Origin of the sequence: Undibacterium sp. Di27W, from assembly GCF_049340345.1 — a bacterium.
GTDB lineage: Bacteria > Pseudomonadota > Gammaproteobacteria > Burkholderiales > Burkholderiaceae_D > Undibacterium.
The window spans coordinates 198,405-217,244 of record NZ_JBMPOS010000007.1 but is presented as its reverse complement, the minus strand read 5'-3'; the positions used below and the strand labels follow the sequence as shown (position 1 = coordinate 217,244).

General features: G+C 50.0%; 15 protein-coding genes. 6 read left to right on the top strand and 9 right to left on the bottom strand.

Annotation, left to right across the window (positions count from 1 at the left end; all coding sequences use genetic code 11):
- Positions 1 to 46: 46 nt before the first annotated feature.
- Positions 47 to 1,612, top strand: coding sequence for an oligopeptide:H+ symporter (locus tag ACO0LF_RS16070; protein ID WP_423015674.1), 1,566 nt, complete (start codon positions 47 to 49; stop codon positions 1,610 to 1,612).
- A 61-nt stretch (positions 1,613 to 1,673) separates the two neighbouring features.
- Here the strand turns inward: ACO0LF_RS16070 and ACO0LF_RS16065 are convergent, their stop codons facing one another.
- Positions 1,674 to 3,323 (bottom strand): alkaline phosphatase family protein, encoded by a 1,650-nt coding sequence (locus ACO0LF_RS16065; protein ID WP_423015672.1) that lies wholly within the window; start codon positions 3,321 to 3,323, stop codon positions 1,674 to 1,676.
- Positions 3,324 to 3,676: 353 nt separating this feature from the next.
- On the opposite strand from ACO0LF_RS16065, the gene ACO0LF_RS16060 reads away from it, so the two are divergent.
- Entirely contained in the window at positions 3,677 to 4,927 is a 1,251-nt protein-coding gene (locus tag ACO0LF_RS16060) for a sensor domain-containing diguanylate cyclase (protein ID WP_423015670.1), read from the top strand.
- A gap of 41 nt (positions 4,928 to 4,968) precedes the next feature.
- Here ACO0LF_RS16060 and ACO0LF_RS16055 read toward each other — a convergent pair whose 3' ends face one another.
- Positions 4,969 to 6,099: a DUF3667 domain-containing protein gene (locus ACO0LF_RS16055; protein ID WP_423015668.1), complete on the bottom strand. Its 1,131-nt coding sequence runs from the start codon at positions 6,097 to 6,099 to the stop codon at positions 4,969 to 4,971.
- 157 nt (positions 6,100 to 6,256) lie between these two features.
- Here ACO0LF_RS16055 and ACO0LF_RS16050 point away from each other — a divergent pair, with 157 nt between their 5' ends.
- The gene (locus ACO0LF_RS16050) at positions 6,257 to 6,697 is read left to right on the top strand and encodes a lysozyme inhibitor LprI family protein (protein WP_423015666.1); all 441 of its coding nucleotides are present in this window, start codon (positions 6,257 to 6,259) and stop codon (positions 6,695 to 6,697) included.
- A 48-nt stretch (positions 6,698 to 6,745) separates the two neighbouring features.
- On the opposite strand, the gene ACO0LF_RS16045 is transcribed toward ACO0LF_RS16050, so the two are convergent.
- The 3 genes from ACO0LF_RS16045 to ACO0LF_RS16035 all read right to left on the bottom strand — a co-directional run bounded on the left by ACO0LF_RS16045 (position 6,746) and on the right by ACO0LF_RS16035 (position 9,628).
- Positions 6,746 to 7,327, bottom strand: a complete 582-nt coding sequence (locus ACO0LF_RS16045) for a hypothetical protein (protein WP_423015664.1) — start codon at positions 7,325 to 7,327, stop codon at positions 6,746 to 6,748.
- A gap of 119 nt (positions 7,328 to 7,446) precedes the next feature.
- Positions 7,447 to 8,412, bottom strand: a complete 966-nt coding sequence (corA, locus tag ACO0LF_RS16040) for a magnesium/cobalt transporter CorA (RefSeq protein ID WP_423015662.1) — start codon at positions 8,410 to 8,412, stop codon at positions 7,447 to 7,449.
- Positions 8,413 to 8,521: 109 nt separating this feature from the next.
- Positions 8,522 to 9,628, bottom strand: a complete 1,107-nt coding sequence (locus ACO0LF_RS16035; protein WP_423015660.1) for a GlxA family transcriptional regulator — start codon at positions 9,626 to 9,628, stop codon at positions 8,522 to 8,524.
- A gap of 187 nt (positions 9,629 to 9,815) precedes the next feature.
- Here ACO0LF_RS16035 and ACO0LF_RS16030 point away from each other — a divergent pair, with 187 nt between their 5' ends.
- From ACO0LF_RS16030 to ACO0LF_RS16020, 3 genes are read left to right on the top strand one after another with little or no spacing between them, the layout of a single operon-like run.
- On the top strand, positions 9,816 to 10,571 hold the full coding sequence (locus tag ACO0LF_RS16030; RefSeq protein ID WP_423015658.1) for an N-acyl amino acid synthase FeeM domain-containing protein: 756 nt from the start codon (positions 9,816 to 9,818) through the stop codon (positions 10,569 to 10,571).
- Position 10,572: 1 nt separating this feature from the next.
- Positions 10,573 to 11,499, top strand: coding sequence for a ThiF family adenylyltransferase (locus ACO0LF_RS16025; protein ID WP_423015656.1), 927 nt, complete (start codon positions 10,573 to 10,575; stop codon positions 11,497 to 11,499).
- Positions 11,486 to 12,589: a molybdopterin biosynthesis protein MoeY gene (locus ACO0LF_RS16020; RefSeq protein WP_423015654.1), complete on the top strand. Its 1,104-nt coding sequence runs from the start codon at positions 11,486 to 11,488 to the stop codon at positions 12,587 to 12,589. Before ACO0LF_RS16025 ends, ACO0LF_RS16020 begins: the two co-directional genes overlap by 14 nt.
- A 15-nt stretch (positions 12,590 to 12,604) precedes the next feature.
- Here ACO0LF_RS16020 and ACO0LF_RS16015 read toward each other — a convergent pair whose 3' ends face one another.
- The 4 genes from ACO0LF_RS16015 to ACO0LF_RS16000 form a co-directional block, all read right to left on the bottom strand.
- Positions 12,605 to 13,735, bottom strand: a complete 1,131-nt coding sequence (locus ACO0LF_RS16015; RefSeq protein WP_423015652.1) for a DUF3667 domain-containing protein — start codon at positions 13,733 to 13,735, stop codon at positions 12,605 to 12,607.
- A 70-nt stretch (positions 13,736 to 13,805) separates the two neighbouring features.
- On the bottom strand, positions 13,806 to 16,634 hold the full coding sequence (locus ACO0LF_RS16010; RefSeq protein WP_423015650.1) for an ATP-binding protein: 2,829 nt from the start codon (positions 16,632 to 16,634) through the stop codon (positions 13,806 to 13,808).
- 5 nt (positions 16,635 to 16,639) lie between these two features.
- Entirely contained in the window at positions 16,640 to 17,422 is a 783-nt protein-coding gene (locus tag ACO0LF_RS16005) for a hypothetical protein (RefSeq protein WP_423015648.1), read from the bottom strand.
- A complete protein-coding gene (locus tag ACO0LF_RS16000) occupies positions 17,419 to 18,804 on the bottom strand; it encodes a hypothetical protein (protein WP_423015646.1) in 1,386 nt (461 codons plus the stop codon). Before ACO0LF_RS16000 ends, ACO0LF_RS16005 begins: the two co-directional genes overlap by 4 nt.
- Positions 18,805 to 18,840: the final 36 nt, after the last annotated feature.

The window sequence follows — 18,840 nt, the reverse complement described above, 5'->3', positions numbered from 1 at the left end:
CTGGCTTGCTCGTGCTGTGAAAAAAACAATTGAACAGGAGAGACGAATGACTCAATCCATGGCTGTGGATGGCGCTGAAAAAGCGCAGATGCCTAAGCAAATACCTTACATCATCGCCAATGAAGGCTGCGAGCGCTTCAGCTTTTATGGCATGCGCAACATCCTCACGCCTTTCCTGATTACCAGTCTGCTGTTGTCCATGCCAGAAAACATGCGCGCAGGTATGGCGAAAGAGGTGTTTCATACCTTCGTCATCGGCGTGTATTTCTTCCCTTTGCTGGGTGGCTGGCTGGCCGACCGTTTCTTTGGTAAATACAATACGGTGTTCTGGTTGAGCCTGGTATATTGCTGTGGCCATGCCTGCCTGGCGATGTTTGAAGATAACCGCAATGGCTTTTATGCAGGCCTATTCCTGATAGCCCTGGGTTCCGGTGGTATCAAGCCCTTGGTGACCTCTTTTGTTGGTGACCAGTTTGACCAGTCCAACCGCTCGCTGGCACAAAAGGTATTTGATGGTTTTTACTGGATCATCAATTTTGGCTCTTTCTTTGCCTCTTTGCTCATGCCCATCTTCCTCAAGGAATTGGGGGCCAGCATGGCATTTGGTATTCCTGGCGTGTTGATGTTGATTGCTACCATTATTTTCTGGTCTGGCCGTACCAAGTATGTCCATGTGCCACCGGCACCACGTGACCCACATTCCTTCCTGAATGTGGTGCGCACCGCCTTGACAACTGATGTGCCAGGTCAGGCCAAAAGCGGTTATTTTCTGGCAGTGGCAGGTGCTTTGCTGGCAGTAGGCTCTTTGTTCCTGATCCCTAAAGTGGGCATCGTTGCCGCACTGTGTCTGGCTTTGGTGCTGGTACTGGGCTTTGGTGGCATGGGTGCCTGGATGCAATTGGAACGTGCCCGTGGTGTGCATCCAGATGTGGCCGTTGATGGTGTGCGTTCAGTCTTGCGCATTCTGGTGGTATTTGCTCTGGTAACACCATTCTGGTCCTTGTTTGATCAAAAGGCATCGACCTGGGTCTTGCAGGCTGACCAAATGACCAAGCCTTCCTGGTTCCAGTCAGCCCAAATGCAGGCCTTGAACCCTTTGCTGGTGATGTTGCTGATCCCTTTCAATAACCTGGTCTTGTATCCTTTGTTGAAACGCATGGGTGTGGAATTGACCGCTTTGCGCCGCATGGGCCTGGGTATCGCTTTCTCGGGCGTGGCCTGGATCGTGGTCGGCTTCATGCAGTTGGCCATCGATGGTGGCAATGCCCTGACCATCACCTGGCAAATCCTGCCTTATGCCTTGCTGACCTTTGGCGAGGTGCTGGTATCTGCAACGGGCCTGGAGTTCGCCTATAGCCAGGCACCGCTGGCAATGAAAGGTGTCATCATGAGCTTCTGGAATCTGTCGGTCACTATTGGCAATCTGTGGGTCTTGCTGGCGAACTCCAGCGTCAAGAGTGAAGCTGTCACCGAGCAAATCAAGTCTACTGGCATGAGCGTCACAGCTTTCCAGATGTTCTTCTTTGCTGGCTTCGCTTTGCTGGCAGCGCTCTTGTTTGCCCTGTATGCCAAAAGCTATCCGATGCTGAACAATTACCGCCAGGCGAAGTAAGCTGGCAGTATGAAAAAAACCGCATGATGTTGTCATGCGGTTTTTTTTCGCCTTGAACTGATCAGCGCAAAATCTCTGTCAGTACCCGTCCTTCTGAACCTGAAGGTGGGCGCACGCGTAACAGATGCGCCAGAGTGGGGGCAATATCCATGACTTCTGCATACTGGCCATAGGCGCCTGGTTTGAATGGCTTGCCCATCAGTATCAATGGCACATTGGTGTCATAGATGTATGGGGAGCCATGAGAAGTGCCATGTGCCTCGCTGCCAAAATACCAGTAAGGCTTGGTGATCACCATGATGTCGCCAGAGCGTTGCTTATGCCAGGCACGTTGTACCAGGGTGCCGATACGGGTGCGCGGCAAATTACCGTTTTCAAACTGGGTACGGGTAAAACTGTCTGCTATTCCTGGCAAACCCAGCAAGTATCTGGCGGCAGCTTTTTCGACTTCTTCGCGCTTCAGGTTTTTTTGCTCTATCATTTTGTAGTCGAGCAAGAAGCTAGGTGCAGACCATTTGCTGACCAGATCCTTTTGTCCAAATTTTTCAGACAAATATTGATTCAGGTCCGCTGTCATCTTTTTGCTATCCAGGCGCTGGGCATCGCGTTTGATGGATTGAGCAAATTCCGGCACATTCGGGAAGCCATGGTCGGCTGTCAACACTACCATGGTATTGTCCAGGCCCACGCGTTTGTCCAGATAAGTGAAGAAATTTGCCAGCATCCTGTCCAGCCTTTGCAGGTGGTCATGCGACATGCGGCTTTCTGGCCCAAAACTATGATTCACATAATCATGGCTGGACAGGCTGATACCCAGTACATCAGTAACACCAGCGGGATTCTGGCCCAGTTTTTCACCCTCTATCGCTGCACGGGCAAAGTCCAGCGTCAATTCGTCGACATAAGGGCCGGTGTACAGGTCTTTGTAGTAATCAGCATCAGGTTTGCCCGACTTGCTGGTGTACACAAAAGGGAAACGCTTGTCTTTTTCTTTTTGATTGATGACCAGCTCATCATCAGCATCTGCAGCATAGGCCGCATCCGGTAATAAGGGACGCCATTCCTTGCCGTAAAAACGGTCTTGTGGTTTTGCTGCCTGATATTGCTGCACCCATTGCGGGTGGTCCTTCATGTAATAGGTGGAACTGGCAAAATTGCCGGTTTTGCCCATGTACATATAGGCCGTACCTGTCTTGCCTGCGAGCAGAATGGCACCCCTGTCCTTGCCGGATACGGTAAGGACCTTGCTATGTTCTCCATTCGAGTAGCGCAACTCATCACCTAAAGTACTGACGCGCAAATTGGCTGGGGATGTACCGTCACTGGGCTTGGTTTCTTCACCTATATAAGTGTGCTGCTTGTCTTCCGTGCAATAGATGGACTCCAATGTCACAGGGTCTATCCAGTTATTGCCGATAATGCCATGCTGGTAAGGGTAGGCGCCTGTCAGCACAGCCGTGTGGCCTACCGCTGTCACCGTAACGCCATGCGCCTGGTGCGCATCCGAGAACCAGGCACCCTGGTCCAGCAAACGGCGAAAGCCACCCTGGCCGAATTGATCGCGATAACGTACAACTTGTTCTTGTGGCAATCCATCGACCACCAGTACTACCAGCAACTTGGCTTTCGCAGGTTTTTCAACTGCATAGCCTGGTAAGGCAGGGAGAACTGTCGACGCCGTGAGGCAAGTCAGCAAGAGAAGTCGGCGCATTGCGCTTGGCAAAAATGGCAAGGTATTCTTCATGTTTTGTTGTCGGTTGAGTCAATAAAAAAGCCGTTCATGATCGCTAACGGCTGGTGGGCTAGCATACACTAAGCCTTTGATTTGACAGCCAGATGACAACAGAAATATCAAGATAAAAGTGTCAAGCATTTGTCTGGAACTGGTTCAAAGACGTTCAAAGACGTTCAAAGACATCAAGCAGCCACTGGTTTATCGTTGTGAAGTAAAAACATTCTGCACAAACTTGCATTTTATTACTTTACTCCCCGGTACCCGGCAGTAGAATGAGACGATGAACCCCAACGCCTATGACTTGGGGTGTAGTCGCGATCGGAATACTTTTGAGCCAAGATAATTATTACGCTTACTTGTTTGACATCTTGCCGGTTGCCGTCGCAATCGTCGTTGATGGCAAATTGGTCAAACTCAATCCCGCTGCTGTCCAGTTATTGGAAGCCAGTGAGGAGCAGCTTTTGTTGAACAGAGCTGTCGATGAATTTGTCCACCCACTGGATCAGCCAAGATCACAAGGGCGTTTGAAAAAACAGGGCGATAACTGGGCAAACGCGAATAGCAAATTTCGTGTGCGTACCAGCAAGGGCAATTTTCGCATGCTGCTGGTCATTAGTCGCGCCATACAATTCGAAGGCAGGGATGCTGTCATGATCAGCGGCATGGACATGACGGAGCATAATGAGATGGAAGAACAACTACGGCTCAGTGAGTTCAACTTCCGTCGTTTGTTCGAAAATATGCAAGATGTGTATTACCGTACCGATGTTCATGGCATAGTGCAAAAAGTCAGTCCCGCTGTGCACAAGATCCTGGGTTTTACACCAGAAGAAATCGAGGGCAAGCCTGCTGAAGCCCTCTATCCCAACGCCTCGGACAGGGATGCCTTTAAAAAAGAAATCATGATGCATGGCATGGTCAATGACTTTCCTGGCCAGATGGTCAGCAAAGACGGTCGCGTCATTGATATCTCGGTCAATAGCCAGGCCTTGTTTGATGATGATGGCCAATATGCCGGCGTAGAAGGCATATGCCGTGATGTGACGCAACGCAAGATGCTGGAAAGAGAATTGCAAAGGCTGGCAACGACCGATCCCTTGACTGGCATTGCCAATCGTCGCGCCTTCCTGGAACATGCCGAGCATATCTTCAAAAGCTGTCAGCGTTATCAAACCCAGATGACGCTAATGATGCTGGACCTGGATTTCTTCAAGACCATCAATGATAAATATGGCCATCAATGTGGTGACCAGGCCTTGGTCCATTTTGCTGAAACCGTCAAAGTGGAGTTGCGTGAGTCCGACTTATTTGGGCGCCTGGGTGGCGAAGAGTTTTGTGTATTATTGCAGCAAGCCAGCCGACCCGAGGCTTTGCTGGTCGCTGAACGCATACGGGCGCACATACAATCCATGCCCCTGAATGCCGCATCTGGCGAGGTTTTCTCACTCACGGTGAGCATAGGTATTGCCGTTTACAGGACAGAAGATGACAGGCTGGGGCGCTTGCTTGAGCGCGCTGACAAAGCGCTGTATCAGGCCAAGAGCCATGGCCGCAATCAGGTGATCTGGGAAACCTGTTGATTCAACTGTCGTCTTCAACAGGTCCCCTGGTTCGTAGATGCTCAGGCGCTGAGAATTATAATCAGCAATATATAAAAGAGTAGTGAGCATACGGCCACCAGCAATAATGCGAAGGTACGCCACAAACTGGCAAAAATACCTATCTGATAGGCAGCGCGTAATTGCCAGAATATATGCAGGGGCGGTACCACGGCAAAGAGCAAGACTGCCGTAATGCTAAAGTTCAGAGTATTCAAGATCGCAACCAGCATTGACAGCAAAGCCATAAAGGACAAGGAATACAATGAAAATACGGCGTGATCAAACATTCCGTAACGACGCTTGAACGCAAATAACAGCCATAAAAACGGCAGTGAAATTGGCATCAGTAAAAACGATAGTTTTGAGGCATTACTCTTTATCTTATATAAGGTCAGTTCAGGTGTTTTGAGCGCGTGCCTGACTTTTTGCTCTACTTGCGGGGAGGAAAAATGAACACTTTCCCCGTCCAGTTTCTGGCCAACTCTTTGTGCCACATCTGTCCATTGAATAGTTTCAGCTTCAGGTTTCCCCTCGTTTTTCTTTGTGCCGGATGGATGCAGTAAATTCAGTGAGGTCTGCAGACCAGTAATTTCCAGTTCAATATCAGAAATGTCTTCATCAATGCTTCTCCGTTTGGCATCTCCTGTCGGGAGTTTTGCACGCTCTGCTTGTAGCAAAGCCAGCTTCTCCTTATTCTCTTGCAAGGTCTTGGTGATCCCTATCAGGGTATGTGGTTTGTCAGAGATACTATTGAGCGGATTATTGCTGGTGAACGAAAACACGAAAAACATCAGGAAGATCAAGAACAAAAACAAAGCCAGAGGCGAGACATAGCGGGTACGCTGGCCATCAATGTAATTGCGGGTTAATTTGCCTGGTGAGAAGATCAGGGCAGGGATTGTTCTCCATGCCTTGGTTTCAAAATGGAATACGCCATGCAAGAGTTCTTCTATCAAATGTAATAAAGAACGATGGATGTGCGCAGACTGCCCGCAAGCATGGCAATATGCACCTTGCAGGGTGGCGGAGCAGTTGGCGCAGGTATGTGCATGCTCATCTTTGCCAGTCGCATGATGCCCGGCTCTTTCTACTTCATTCACTACGACCATTTCTGCCGCCACATCTGCTGCCGTCCCTATATCCAGGCCCATAAGTTTGCTCTCTGTTTTTTTGATGATGGTGTCTGATGATTGCCATATAGCTTTATTGCCAGTTGGGGCAATTAGCATAAACAAGGTGTAGATTTTATAATATAAAAGTTTCCGTGAGCGCTGCTATTTGCAAGCGGCTCTTGAATTTTCTGACTCAATGATGATCAATATGCGCTTATTACCATGCTTGTTATTTTTATCCTCGATAGTTTTGTCTACAGCGGTGCAGGCGCAGCGCGCTGCTTCGGGTGAGGATTGTTTTTATATAGGCGGGCAGGCCGATGCGCGCACATGCCTGGAAGAGCGTGTCGTGAAAAGCGATGCCGCGCTCCGCCAGCTTGAAGCAGATGTGCTGGCTGCGGTGCAGCGATGGGACGATACAGCAGGAAATCGTGCAAGGGTGAAGAGTAAATTGCTCTCCTCAAGCAGGCAATATCTGCGCTATCGTGTTGAGCAATGTGAGTTACAGGCAAGCCTGGCTGCCGGTGGAACGGGTACTGGACACCGACGTTACATGTGCATCCTGGAGTTGAATGAGCAACGCATCAGTCATTTACTAAGCGTGAATGAATTGTTGCTTGGCCGATCGGGTATTTAACAATGCCTGTACCAGGTAATACCCGCTGTCAGGCGGGTATGGAATGGTTTACTTGATGTCAGTTAATACCTTGAATTGGCGGTATTCACCTATTTTGGGATCAAAGATATCTCTGCTTTCATATTTGAATTCTACATTTTTACCCAGCAGACTCTGATAGGTATTGGGTAAGTCTATCTTGGAAGGAATCTGATTCAGCCAGATAAATTTGCTGGTAACACCATTGCGTTCACGCAAAGAGAACATGACAAAGAAGTCGCTATCAATTTTGCTGATGACGCCAGCCGCCGTACCTGAAACAACACCCTTATTGAGGACTGTCGACATTTTCATAATGACGTTTGGGCATTGAGTCATCATGCTTGCGCCCAATATGCTACCTATTTTTTCACCGTCTTTCCCATTGGTGAAACTCAGGTTGAATTCTTTTTGAAAGAATTCTTTTTCCTGCTTATTAAAGGATTGGAACATGCAGACAGCGACCTGGGCATATGCACCATCTTTTTGTAAGTCTTGCGGGATTTTCTCTACGCATTCACAAGTCTTTTTCGCAACATTTTCCACATGATCCTGGGCCATGCTGTTAAGGCTGCAAGTTATCAGAAAGAAGAAGCTAAGAAGTTTTTTCATTTGAGTATGTTATTAATGATGAGCAATGAGGGGGAGGTCTGGTAAATGCCATATTTTATAGCGAAGGATAGTTACTTTTTTGTATTTAATTGACAATCCCAGACCATCTGTTGAGATCTTTATAACCAGCCGCTTTTACGGAAACGGTAATATAAGTAGCCACAAGCTGTGACCATGATAGTAATCGCCATGGGATAGCCATAATGCCATTCCAGTTCCGGCATGGCTTTGAAATTCATGCCCCAGATCCCGGCAAAAGCGGTTGGCACGGCAAAAATTGCCGCACCTGCAGCCAGGCGTTTATTGACTTCACTCTCGTCTATGGCAACCATGGATAAATTCACTTGTATCGCCGTACTGATGGTGTCGCGTATGGTTTCTATCGATGTATTGATGCGGTATAGGTGATCGTAGACATCCCTGAAGTATTCCTGGGTATTGACACACATTGCTGGCACGCGGCCACCAAACAGTTTGCCGCAGGCTTCCATCAAAGGTGTGACGGCATGTTTGACCACCATGATTTTGCGCTTGAGTTGGTACAGGCGCTGGATATTTGCTCTTTCACTGCCCTTGGTGAAAATTTGTTCTTCTATCCTTTCCAGCTCTTCTTCCAGAGCTTCCACGACAGGGAAATAGCGGTCCACAACCACGTCGATCAGGGCATAAAAGACAAAGGACGAGCCATGCTTGAGCAAATGTGGTTCTCGCTCACAGCGCTGGCGCACGCCCAGAAAGTTTTGCTGACAGCGATTGCGCACCGACAACACATAATTGTCACCGACGAAGAGATTGAGCTCACCTATGTTCAGTTCGCCTTCCAGCATTTCTACCGTGTGGATGACGGCAAACAGGGAATCACCATATTCTTCTATCTTGGGTCTTTGATAGCCATGGCGCGCATCTTCCACAGCCAGTTCATGCAAGTTAAATTCAACTTGCATTTCCTGTAATTCTTCATCTGAGGCATCGCGCAAGGCCACCCAGACAAACTGGTCCTTTTGTCGCACATAGTCGCTGATTTCTGCCACGGGTATATCGGACAGTTTGCGACCTTCCTGGTAAGTGACGCAGTTGATTAACATGTTTTTTTCCAGCGATTGCTTGAGGGAATGAGATGATGATTTTCTGGCGAGAGTCTGAGCCACCTTGGCTGCAATGTAAACTCATACCAAAGCATGTTTGTTTTAATGCTCATGTTTTCTTGGGTTCCGGATCTTCCGGGCGCAATTTTTTGTAAGAAGTCGTATCGTTGGCGCGCCACCAGCGCTTGTCTACGCGGAAATTGTAGCGCCGCCGGAATTGCAGGGGACTCATCTTGGTTTCTCTTTTGAACAGCCGACAAAATGCGCTATTGTCGCGGTAACCACATTGTTCAACGATGGTATTGATATCGAGCATACTGATTTCCAGTAATTGCTTGGCCCTTTGTATGCGAATTTTTTGTAGATATGAAAGCGGCGACATACCCAATACTTCATTAAAGTAACGATTAATCGTGCGTGGGCTGACCGCAGCAGCCTGCGCCACGTCTTGCAAGTTATAGCTGCGACCCAGGTCTGCCTCAAGGAAGGCGCGCGCCTTGAAGACGATGCCATCGCGTGGTTTGGCAGATAGCACAGGATTCATGTCTGCACTGATTTTATAGCGTTCTTCCTGATAATAAGTGGCATCTATGGCGCTATTGGCAAGTGCATCTCCTGAGAGCAGGCGCATGACTTCATAAATCAAACGGCAATTACTGGCTGGCGCTCCAGTAGTCAGGATGTTGCCATCGACTACCACCTCATGCCGCAAATTCAGCAACACATTGGGATAATTATCCGTCAGCCAGCCACTCATCATCCAGCTCATGGTGGCTTGCTTGTGTTCCAGTAAACCGGCTTCGGCCAAAAAGCCGGTCGCGTTATAACTGCCGGCAATGATGGCACCGGATTGATGGCGTGCCTGTATCAAATTTTTCTCGGCTTCGCCAGTTTTGATGCGCTTTTCCAGATCATAAATATTCATGACTTGCAGGCCGGGCACTACAAGCACGGTTTGCATGGCTGGCAAGTACTCATCACTGTCATCCAGGTAGGGCAAGGCGGCATTGTTTAACCACGGCAAGTGGATGGTCTTGCCCAGCCTGTCAATCACGCGCCAGCGAAAAGGGAAAAACCGTTTGCCCGGGTCGCCAGGTTTTTCAGGATTACGCAAACTCCAGAAAGTATTGGCACCGACAATGGCGTCGACACTGGTCAGCATGGCACCAGGAAGGCAGCCTTCCAGATATAACAAATCAAAACGGACAGGTAGCATTGTGCTTATATTTGCTTACAAGTTATGGCTGGATTGGCATATCAGTTGTCTATTTTAGCTTATTAATTATCCAGAAGCATGCATATACTTACTACGCAGAAACAATATTTCTGCTTCCAGAAGTGGGTGCGCACGCCACAGGAAAGGTCTTTCAGCCCCTTAATTCCTCATAACTTTGGACAAGATCATGCACTCACTTGCACAGACAAATACCATCATTGGTATGCCGCTAGATGTCGCGCCTAAACATCACAGAGACGCTTTTGCACGGCAAGCGCCGGTTTACCCATGGCCGGAGAAACAAAAAAATGGCTTCAAGGTCAAGCTGGTCAATACCACGAACGATCAGGAATCCATCAGCATGCTGGTGAACCAGCGATTTTCTTCGCGCGGCTACACCAACCACGAATTGCGTAAGACCATGAATGTCTTGAGTCTGCAGGCAACAATAGAGAACTGCATAGTTGGCACACTCAGCGTGCAATTCGACTCCCAGGATGGATTACCTCTGGATAGCCTGTATCAGTTTGAACTTGATAGTCTGCGCCGCAAAGGTGCAAAACTATGCCAGTTCACCAAACTGGCTGTAGAGAAAGACGTCAAATCCAAGAGCGTGCTGGCATCTCTGTTTCATATTGCCGAGATTTGGGCTTTTCGGGTCCGTCACTACAACTATATCTGCATAGAAGTGAATCCCAGGCATGTGGCGTTTTATCAGCGTATGCTGAATTTCACGATCTTGAGCGATGTCCGTGATAATCAGGAAATTCAGGCACCCTCGGTCTTGCTGGGGATAGACTTGAACTACGTTGCGACACTGGTGCAACAATTTGGCGGTAAGCCTGAGCTGGCCGAGAAGGAACGTTCTTTTTATCCTTATTTCTTCTCTCCACAAGAAGAATTCAGTCTGGCTGGTCGTTTGCGTAGCATGAGTGAGTATTGAAATGGAGTCATACATCAACAAGCTGGGTGGCACCAGCTCTGCTTTCGATTACGACCAGGCTTTTTCACGCAATCTGGGCTGGTTCACTGAGGTGGAGCAGGCACAGTTGCGTGGCAAGAAGGTCGCGATCGCAGGCATGGGAGGTGTTGGTGGGGCTCATTTGCTGACGCTGAGCAGATTGGGTATCTCGGCCTTTCATATTGCTGACTTTGATCAGTTTGATTTACCGAATATGAACCGCCAGGCTGGTGCCATGCAATCAACGCTGGGGCAGGATAAGACACTAGTCATGCAAGCCATGGCCAAAGATATCAACCCTGAATTGCAGATAACAGTATTTCCGCAAGGCGTGGGGGCGGGCAATATGGATGCTTTCCTGCATGGTGTCGATATCTATATAGACAGTCTGGATTTTTTTGTTTTTGATACTCGCCGTGCCGTCTTCGCCGCATGCTATCGCAAGGGTATACCGGCAGTCACTGCTGCGCCCTTGGGCATGGGCACTGCCGTATTGGCTTTTATGCCAGGCAAGATGAGTTTCGATGACTATTTCCAGATGCAGGGGCAATCAGAGTTCGAACAGGGCTTGCGATTTTTGTTGGGATTGGCACCAGCACGCCTGCATATGTCGTATCTGGTTGATCCTGGCCGCGTCAGACTGGATTTGAAAAAAGGACCATCGACTATCATGGCTTGTCAGTTGTGCGCAGGCGTAGCAGCTACCGAAGCCACGAAGATACTGCTAGGACGAGGAAAAGTAATGTGTGCCCCGCACGGCATGCATTACGACGCTTACCGACAGGAGTTGAAGAAAACCTGGCTACCTGGCGGCAACCGCAATCCACTGCAAAAAATCAAGCTGGCCATTGCCAGGCGCATACTGGGTCAGAAACTGGCCAGCACAGGAAGGCAACATGAGCCCGCTTGAATACATACTCGACAAGGCGCGCTGGGCACCCAGCGGTGACAATGTACAAAACTGGCGTTTTGAAATTATTTCTGACGAACTTTTTATCATCCAGGCCTTCGATACCAGGGACAGCGTGGTTTATGATTTCGAGGGCCGACCCAGCCAGATCGCCCTGGGTGCCTTGCTGGAAAACATCAGTCTGGCTGCCAGCCATCAGCAGCGGCGGGCAGAATTTTTGCGCATAGACAGCGACAGCCAGCAAGGTAATAGCAGAGCAATCAGCTATCAGGTCAGGCTTTTGCCCGCTGATACCTGTATCCCGCATCCTTTGGTGGCAGAGATAGAAAAAAGAAGTGTACAAAGGCGGGCGCTGTCCACAAGGGCTTTACTGGCAGAGCACCAATTGGCGCTGGAACAGGCGGTGGGGGAGAATTTCACCATATGCTGGTTTGCTGGCTGGCGACAGCGCTGGGAGATGGCGAAATTATTATGGCGAAATGCAAAAATACGACTGACCATGCCAGAGGCTTTCAGCACCCATAAGAAAGTCATAGACTGGGGCAAGCAATTCAGTGAAGACCGCATACCCGATCAAGCCATAGGCATGGACAAACTGGGGCTATTGCTGATGCGCTGGGCCATGCATAGCTGGCAGCGCGTCAACTGGATGAATCATTACCTTGCTGGCACCTGGCTACCGCGCCTGCAACTTGATCTGATCCCGGCACTGTTTTGTGCAACGCATTTCATGATCGTGGCAAAGAAAGAACCGCAAACGGTAGAAGATTTTGTTGCTGCCGGTCGTAGCCTGCAAAGCTTCTGGCTGACCGCCACTCAACTCGGCATACAATTGCAGCCAGAAATGACACCCTTGATTTTCAGCTGGTATGTAAAAGCAGGGCGCACTTGTAGCGCCACCGCAGGCATACAGGAGCAGATGCAGGAACTGCAGCAAAACCTGGCTGCATTTTGCCATCCCGCCCTGTTGAAAAACACCTGTTTCATGGGGCGGGTGGGTTATGGAAAACCCGCACACTCACGCTCACTGAGATTGAAGTTGCGTGATTTATGTCTTCCATCCACAGCCAGGCCCGAGAATGCTGCCTAGCTGTTATTACCTATCTTAAAAACTGAGGCCAGCGACAATCACCGTATAAATCAGCAGTGACAGGGCGGCAATGCATAGCAAGGCTGCGGTACGCCACAGGCTGGCAAAAAATCCCAGTTCATAGGCATCGCGCAGTTGCACGAACATATGCACGGGCGGGACAAAGGCAAATAATAAACCAGCGATAGTCGCAAGATTGAGTTTTGCCAGTAGAGCAATGCACATGAATAAAATACTCATGAAAGACAATGAGTACAGCGAGAATACGGCATGATCAAACAGCTTGTAACGCCGCTTGAATACAAATAATAACCAAAGAAACGGCAGGGAAATCGGCATCAGCAGGAAAGCCAGTTTTGCTGCATTGGCCTTCATTTTGTAGAAAGTCAGGGCCTGATTCTTTTCAGCACGGTCCAGGACTTTTTTGATCCATTTCACCTGGGTGATGTCATATCCACTACTGGCTTTTTTATCTTCCGCCTCTGCTTCCGATTGCTCTTTTTCTTCTTTTGCAAGACGCTGGTTTTCTTCTGCCAGGGCTGTTTCAAGCTTGCTCAGTTTTTTCTGGGTGCTGTCCAGATCTTCCAGATATTCGTCTGCTAGTGATGCTGTCTGTTTTTCTTGCGGCAATGTGAGTTTGTTCAGAGTCTCTTTGGTCTCGTAGATTTCCAATACCAGTTCATCCCTGGATTTGTAATTACCTTTCAGTCCGGCTAAGGGGTCTTTCATCGTCAATGAAAAGACAAAGAACATGGCAACGATCAGGAATAGCAACAGCGCCAGTGGTGACACGTAGCTATGGCGTTTGCCAGCAATATAATCACGGGTAAGTTTGCCTGGCCTGAGTATCAGCGCAGGCAGGGTGCGCCAGAGTTTGTGATCGAAATGAAATATGCCATGCAAGAATTCTTCAAACATATGCGCCATCGAACGGTGCACATGGGCAGGCTGGCCGCAAGACTGGCAATAATTGCCAGTCAGCGTTGCACCACAGTTTGGGCAGGCATGCACATGGTCTTGTTGTAGCGCTGATGCCAGCGTTGCAGCATGCGCAATCCTGCCTGTGGTCGGGCTATTTTCGTTGTTTTTGTTGCTTTTGTTGAATATCGCTTGCTTCGATACCTTGCTTTTAGTCTTTCTGCGCATCCCGGTCTCTGTTTATTATCGTCATGGTGAATACTGAAATGAGTTCTAAGCAAACTTGTGCCTTGCTTGTTCAAGCACGTCCTTCTTTTTGTTTTTCAACCTTTCTTTGCAAGACAAAAATAGGCTGAGCCCATTCGGTATCTTTTTTCTTCTTGCTGGTGATCAGTGTCAGTTCAGAAGGATCATAGACGTCAGTATTATGCGTCAGCGGTGTCGTCATCAGGTACTGGGCATCGGTGTTTTTGAGGAACTCACCGACCAGCTGGATATTGCGTATATCCAGATGGGCAAAAGGTTCATCGATGAACACAAAGCCGCCAGAACCATCGTCGGATTTCAACAAGCCTATCAGCAAGATCAATGACTTCATGACTTGCTGGCCGCCGGATGCTTCACCGTCGTTCATGCCTATCGGGCCTTTGCCGTCAAACTTGAAGCGTACATGCAAACCAGCCTGGGACAGTTGTATGTCATCATTTTCCAGCTTGACGGGATCAGTATGCACTTCTATGCCTGCCAGCTCACCGAGTTGCTTGATGTTCTTGCTGTAAGACTTGATCGTGAAGCGCAGCCTGTCCATATAGGCGGCACGGGCATTCACGGTGGCTTCTATCGCCCGGTTATTCTGATAGCGACGTTCATCAGTTTCTGCCTGGCGGCCTTGCAGCAGGGCGTTCAAACGCGTGTACTGATCGACGACTGTAGAGTCTGTTTCCCAATCATCGCGCGCCAGATTATTCGTCAGGCTGCGTATGCGCAATTCGATTTGGTGGACGTTTTCATGTTCAGCCACCAGTTCCTTGCGGTGCGAAGCACGCTTCCAGTTATGTGGCAGAGTATGCCAGGTATCACGCATGGCACGCAGGGTTTCAAATTGTTCCTTGCGTTCATCGGCATGGCGTTTTTCTGAGTTACGCAATTGGGCTTCGGCATCGGCAATCGCGGCTTTGGCCTGTTCCCATTTCAGGTGAGCGATAGAGCGTTGTTCGGTAGCGGCTTTCAGCAAAGGCGCGATTTCACCAAGGCGACCACCGACTTCCATGCGCTGCTGCTTCAGCGGCTGGGTATTGCGCGTCGCTTCTTCAAATTCTGCATGACGGGCACTCAGTTCTTTTGCGGCATCGACACCGGCCAGACGCGCTTTGTAGGCGCTGATTTCACCGGCCAGTTTGCTGATCTGCATGGTCAGCACATCTTCTTGCGATTGCAGGCGCGGCAAAGACTTCAGCAAGGCTTCCAGGCGCTGCGTGCGGCCTGCATTACCAAAGCGATAGCGTGATACTTCGACAAACAGTGAACGGCCACCACGGCGCTCAAAATGGTAAGCGTCAGGCGTAATCCATTCCTGATTTTTCGGCAGCTTCATGCCCAGTTCTATCGAGCCTACCGTGTCTATGCGTTGCAGTTGCTCGATCAGCCAGCCTGGTGCCTGGCCAGTGAAGTTGACCACAGACAGCAGGCTCTGGTCCTTGACCACGGGTGCGCTGATACGGTCAGGCACGATGAAGTGGCTGTAACGTTGTTTCTCACCTATGCGATAAGCAGCAGAGGCATCAGTCGCCTTGTCCAGCAAAATGACCGAGGTATAGCCGCGCAATACACCTTCGACTGCAGCTTGCCATTTAGGATCGGTCACTTCGACGATCTCTGGCAACATGCAATGCGGAATGTTCGCCTCTGTCAGCGCACGGCGCATCTGGCGCACATTCTCTGGGTCGGGCAGGGCAGACTTGCCTTGCAGGGCGGCGATGGTTTCCATTTCGCCAGCGATACGCTGGGTCAGGGCATCACGTTCCAGTTTTTGGCGTGACAGTTCGGCTTCTTTTTTCTCCAGATCGTCAGCGATATTGGCGACATCAGCATCCGCTTCAGCAGCCAGTTTTTGCAAACGGGCTTTTTGTTCCAGCAGGCTTTCTTGTGGCTTGAGTTTGCTATTGATCTGCCCCAGTTTTTCACGCAGCGACGATTCTTCAGTTTCCAGTGCGGCTTCTGCCTGCTTGGCATCTGAGACTTGCTGCGCCTGTTGCGCCAGGTGCTGGCGACGGTCAGATAGTGCCAGGTCTTGTGTCTTTAAAAAGCGTTTGCTGGCACGCAGTGCCTGGCTGGTATTGCCAGCCTGTGCCAATGCTTCATGATATTGCAGGGTGGGTAGTATCTCTTCCTGCAGATCGCGTTTTTCCTTGCCCAGGCTTTCATATTGATGGTAATTGGCTACGCGCAGGCGCAAGCCTTCCAGGTTGGTTTTTGCACCTTCCAGCTCGGTTTCAAAACGCTGCAATTCAGTCTCAGTATCACGCTGATGGCGCTTGGCATCATCATAGGCATCGAGTACTTCCTTGTCACCAAACACCTGGAACACCAGGTCCAGCAACTGACGCGGCGCGTATTCACAAAGCTTGTCCGTCTCGCCCTGTTCCAGTGCCAGCACCTTGCCCATGGCATTCGACAAGCCGGCATGTGCCAGGCGCTTGCGGTAGCTTTCCACACCCAGCCAGTCGTTGGCTTCCTGTATTTCTTCTATCTCGGTTTTGCCGCTACGCATCAGGTATTGACGCTTCCAGTCACCACCATTTTTTTCTATTTTGCAAAACAGCGTGACTTCATCTTCATACAGGCCAGACATGCGGAAAGGGCGGTTGGAAATCTGCGGCCCGACTGCGCTGTTATCCACCACCGCACGTATCCATGCCGTTTGCTGGCCAGAATGGCGGGCATAATGTTTGTAGGAACGCCCCATCGAACATTCCAGACCAAACAGGGTGCGTAGAGCATCCAGCAGCGTGGTTTTACCCGAGCCATTTTGTCCGGCGATAGTAATAATCTTGGCATCCAGCGGGATGTTCTTGATGCGTTGCCAATAATCCCAATGGACAAGTTCCAGCGATTTGATATGAAACATGGTGCTTATTCTTTTTCGGTATTGGTGTTGATGGCTATGCTTGCGCTTGCATCGGTATCGGCAACAGGTGTGTCCACGCTTGCTACATTTGTGTCAGTAGCAGCTTCAATTTCAGCTTCAGCTTGGGTTTCAACTACAGGTGCGATGATGGCTGGTGTGCGTGGTGCCGGGATCTGGAAAATATCTGACAGCGCACCATTGATGATGCGGTCTTTCAGGGTATCGGTATCCATGAGCAAATCCAGTAGCGGGCCTTCAAGTATCAAGTCTGCTTTGCGTTCGATAAAGCCTACGCGTGCCAGCTGGCCCAGGTTCATGTCCATACGGGTTTTCTTGCCCAGCTTTTCGCCAAAGTCTGCCAGCAGGGCACGGTAAGAAATACCCATCGAAGTATCTTCTGCACGCGGCATGGGCTTGTCTTTGCCAAACATATCATTCTGGTCTTCTTCTGCCAGTTGATGGGCTTCCTGCCGTTCACGCTTGGGCAAAATAATCAGCGACCACAAGACCACCAGCAAGGCCACGCCATCGCGAGCCAGGCCAAAATTATTATTCTGCCAGGTTTCTTTAGTGCCAAATACCTTGGATTCACTGTCGCGTGTCAAAGCCAGAGTGACATAGTCGGCATACACATTATCGACAAACTTCATGCCGCAGGCTTTCAGGCGCGTGTCGATCTCGGTGCGGAACAATTCATCCGACAAGGCGCGTTTAACCAGCTTGTCTTCACGGCGCAGAGTCTGGTGCGCCAGCAAGCGGGCGATGAGGATTTGTGCATCTTCGATCATGGTGTTTCTCTTGTTTCTACAGATGGTGCAGATGGTTCGGCGGGTGCAGATGGCTTCGCTTTGCGTGTAGTCTCAGACTTAGCTGCAGTATCGGGCGCACTCAGGCTGGCAATCGACATTGCCGCAACGTGCTCATCATGCACCTTGTGCATTTTGTCTTTGGAATTAAAGACCAGCGGCAGGCGTGCCAGTATCCCGGTCGCACCCTGCAAGGCGGATTCATTGGCGTCCCCCAGCAAGGGCAGCATGGAGGCGCGGTAAGAGGCAATCGAAAAATTCGACGGCAATAAGATATCCTGCAGCGAGATCGGTTTTTCAGATGCATCAGCATTGGTCAGCAAGGCCAGCCAGTGATCCAGCTCATGCAGAGCATCGCTATCCTCATTGGCAATCGATGGTGCATTTTCACCGGCAGGCAAAGCACCCGCAAGTGCAGACACGCGGTGGCTCAGCAGTTCACTCTCGGCCACGTCTATCATTTCTGAAGGCGTGATAAACATTGGTGTCACCGGTTTTGCTAGAGCATCGTCAGCCAGCGCCGCCAGGTCATCTTTTTGCAGCAGCCAGGTTTTGATATCTGTCGTCGACAAGCCAGACTGACCCAGGTGTACGCGCTGGCGTTCAATCTGGTTCAAGGCCCTTGAGAACATGCCCTGCATATTCAGCAGGGCACTCTGGGCCCGGCCTATGGCCTGGGCTGCTCTGTGGGTTGCGGCATCGGCACGGCTGTCGTTGGTGATGGCATGAATAATTTGCGAACCTTTTTCTACCCAGTCACAGGCGGTATGCCATTTTTGCTGGGCAGTACGCAACTGGAATTCTGAGCCCGAGGCAATCGCATCCGAGAACTCTTCCGTCAGCTCTATCAGGCGGCCCAGCAAATGATGCAATTGCTCTACCGAGACCCCACCCACGGCCTGGGCACCGGCGACCTGGGTGAGCATATAACTCATCTCAGCCTGGTCATTGTTTTCTTCAACTTGCAGCAAGGACTCTATCGCTGCCAGCACATTACGTGCCGTCGGTGCAATGCGGTAGACAGACTGGCTGGCATCCCAGATCAGCAGACCAGTGGAGCGCAGGCGTGACAACACCGTCTCCAAAGCATCAGCTTCGAGATAACCCAGCTTGGCATTGATATCCGCCCGGCTCAGCGATGGTGTTTCCACATCCGCTGCCAATTCCCGCAAAACCAGCAGGCGCAACAGTACGCCGTTGAAACCGCCATGAAACAAAGCCGTAAAAGCCTGCAATACAGGCTGGGCGCGCTTCAGGGGGAATACAGCGGAAACGTCTTCGGGAGTAATACCAGGCTTGAAATAGGTCTGCAGAGCGAGATCGTCTTCGTTCTGAACCTCAACGTCGTTACTTGTATTTTGCATGCTTCGTTTGTTGAATGCAGGTTTCCCATGGGAAAC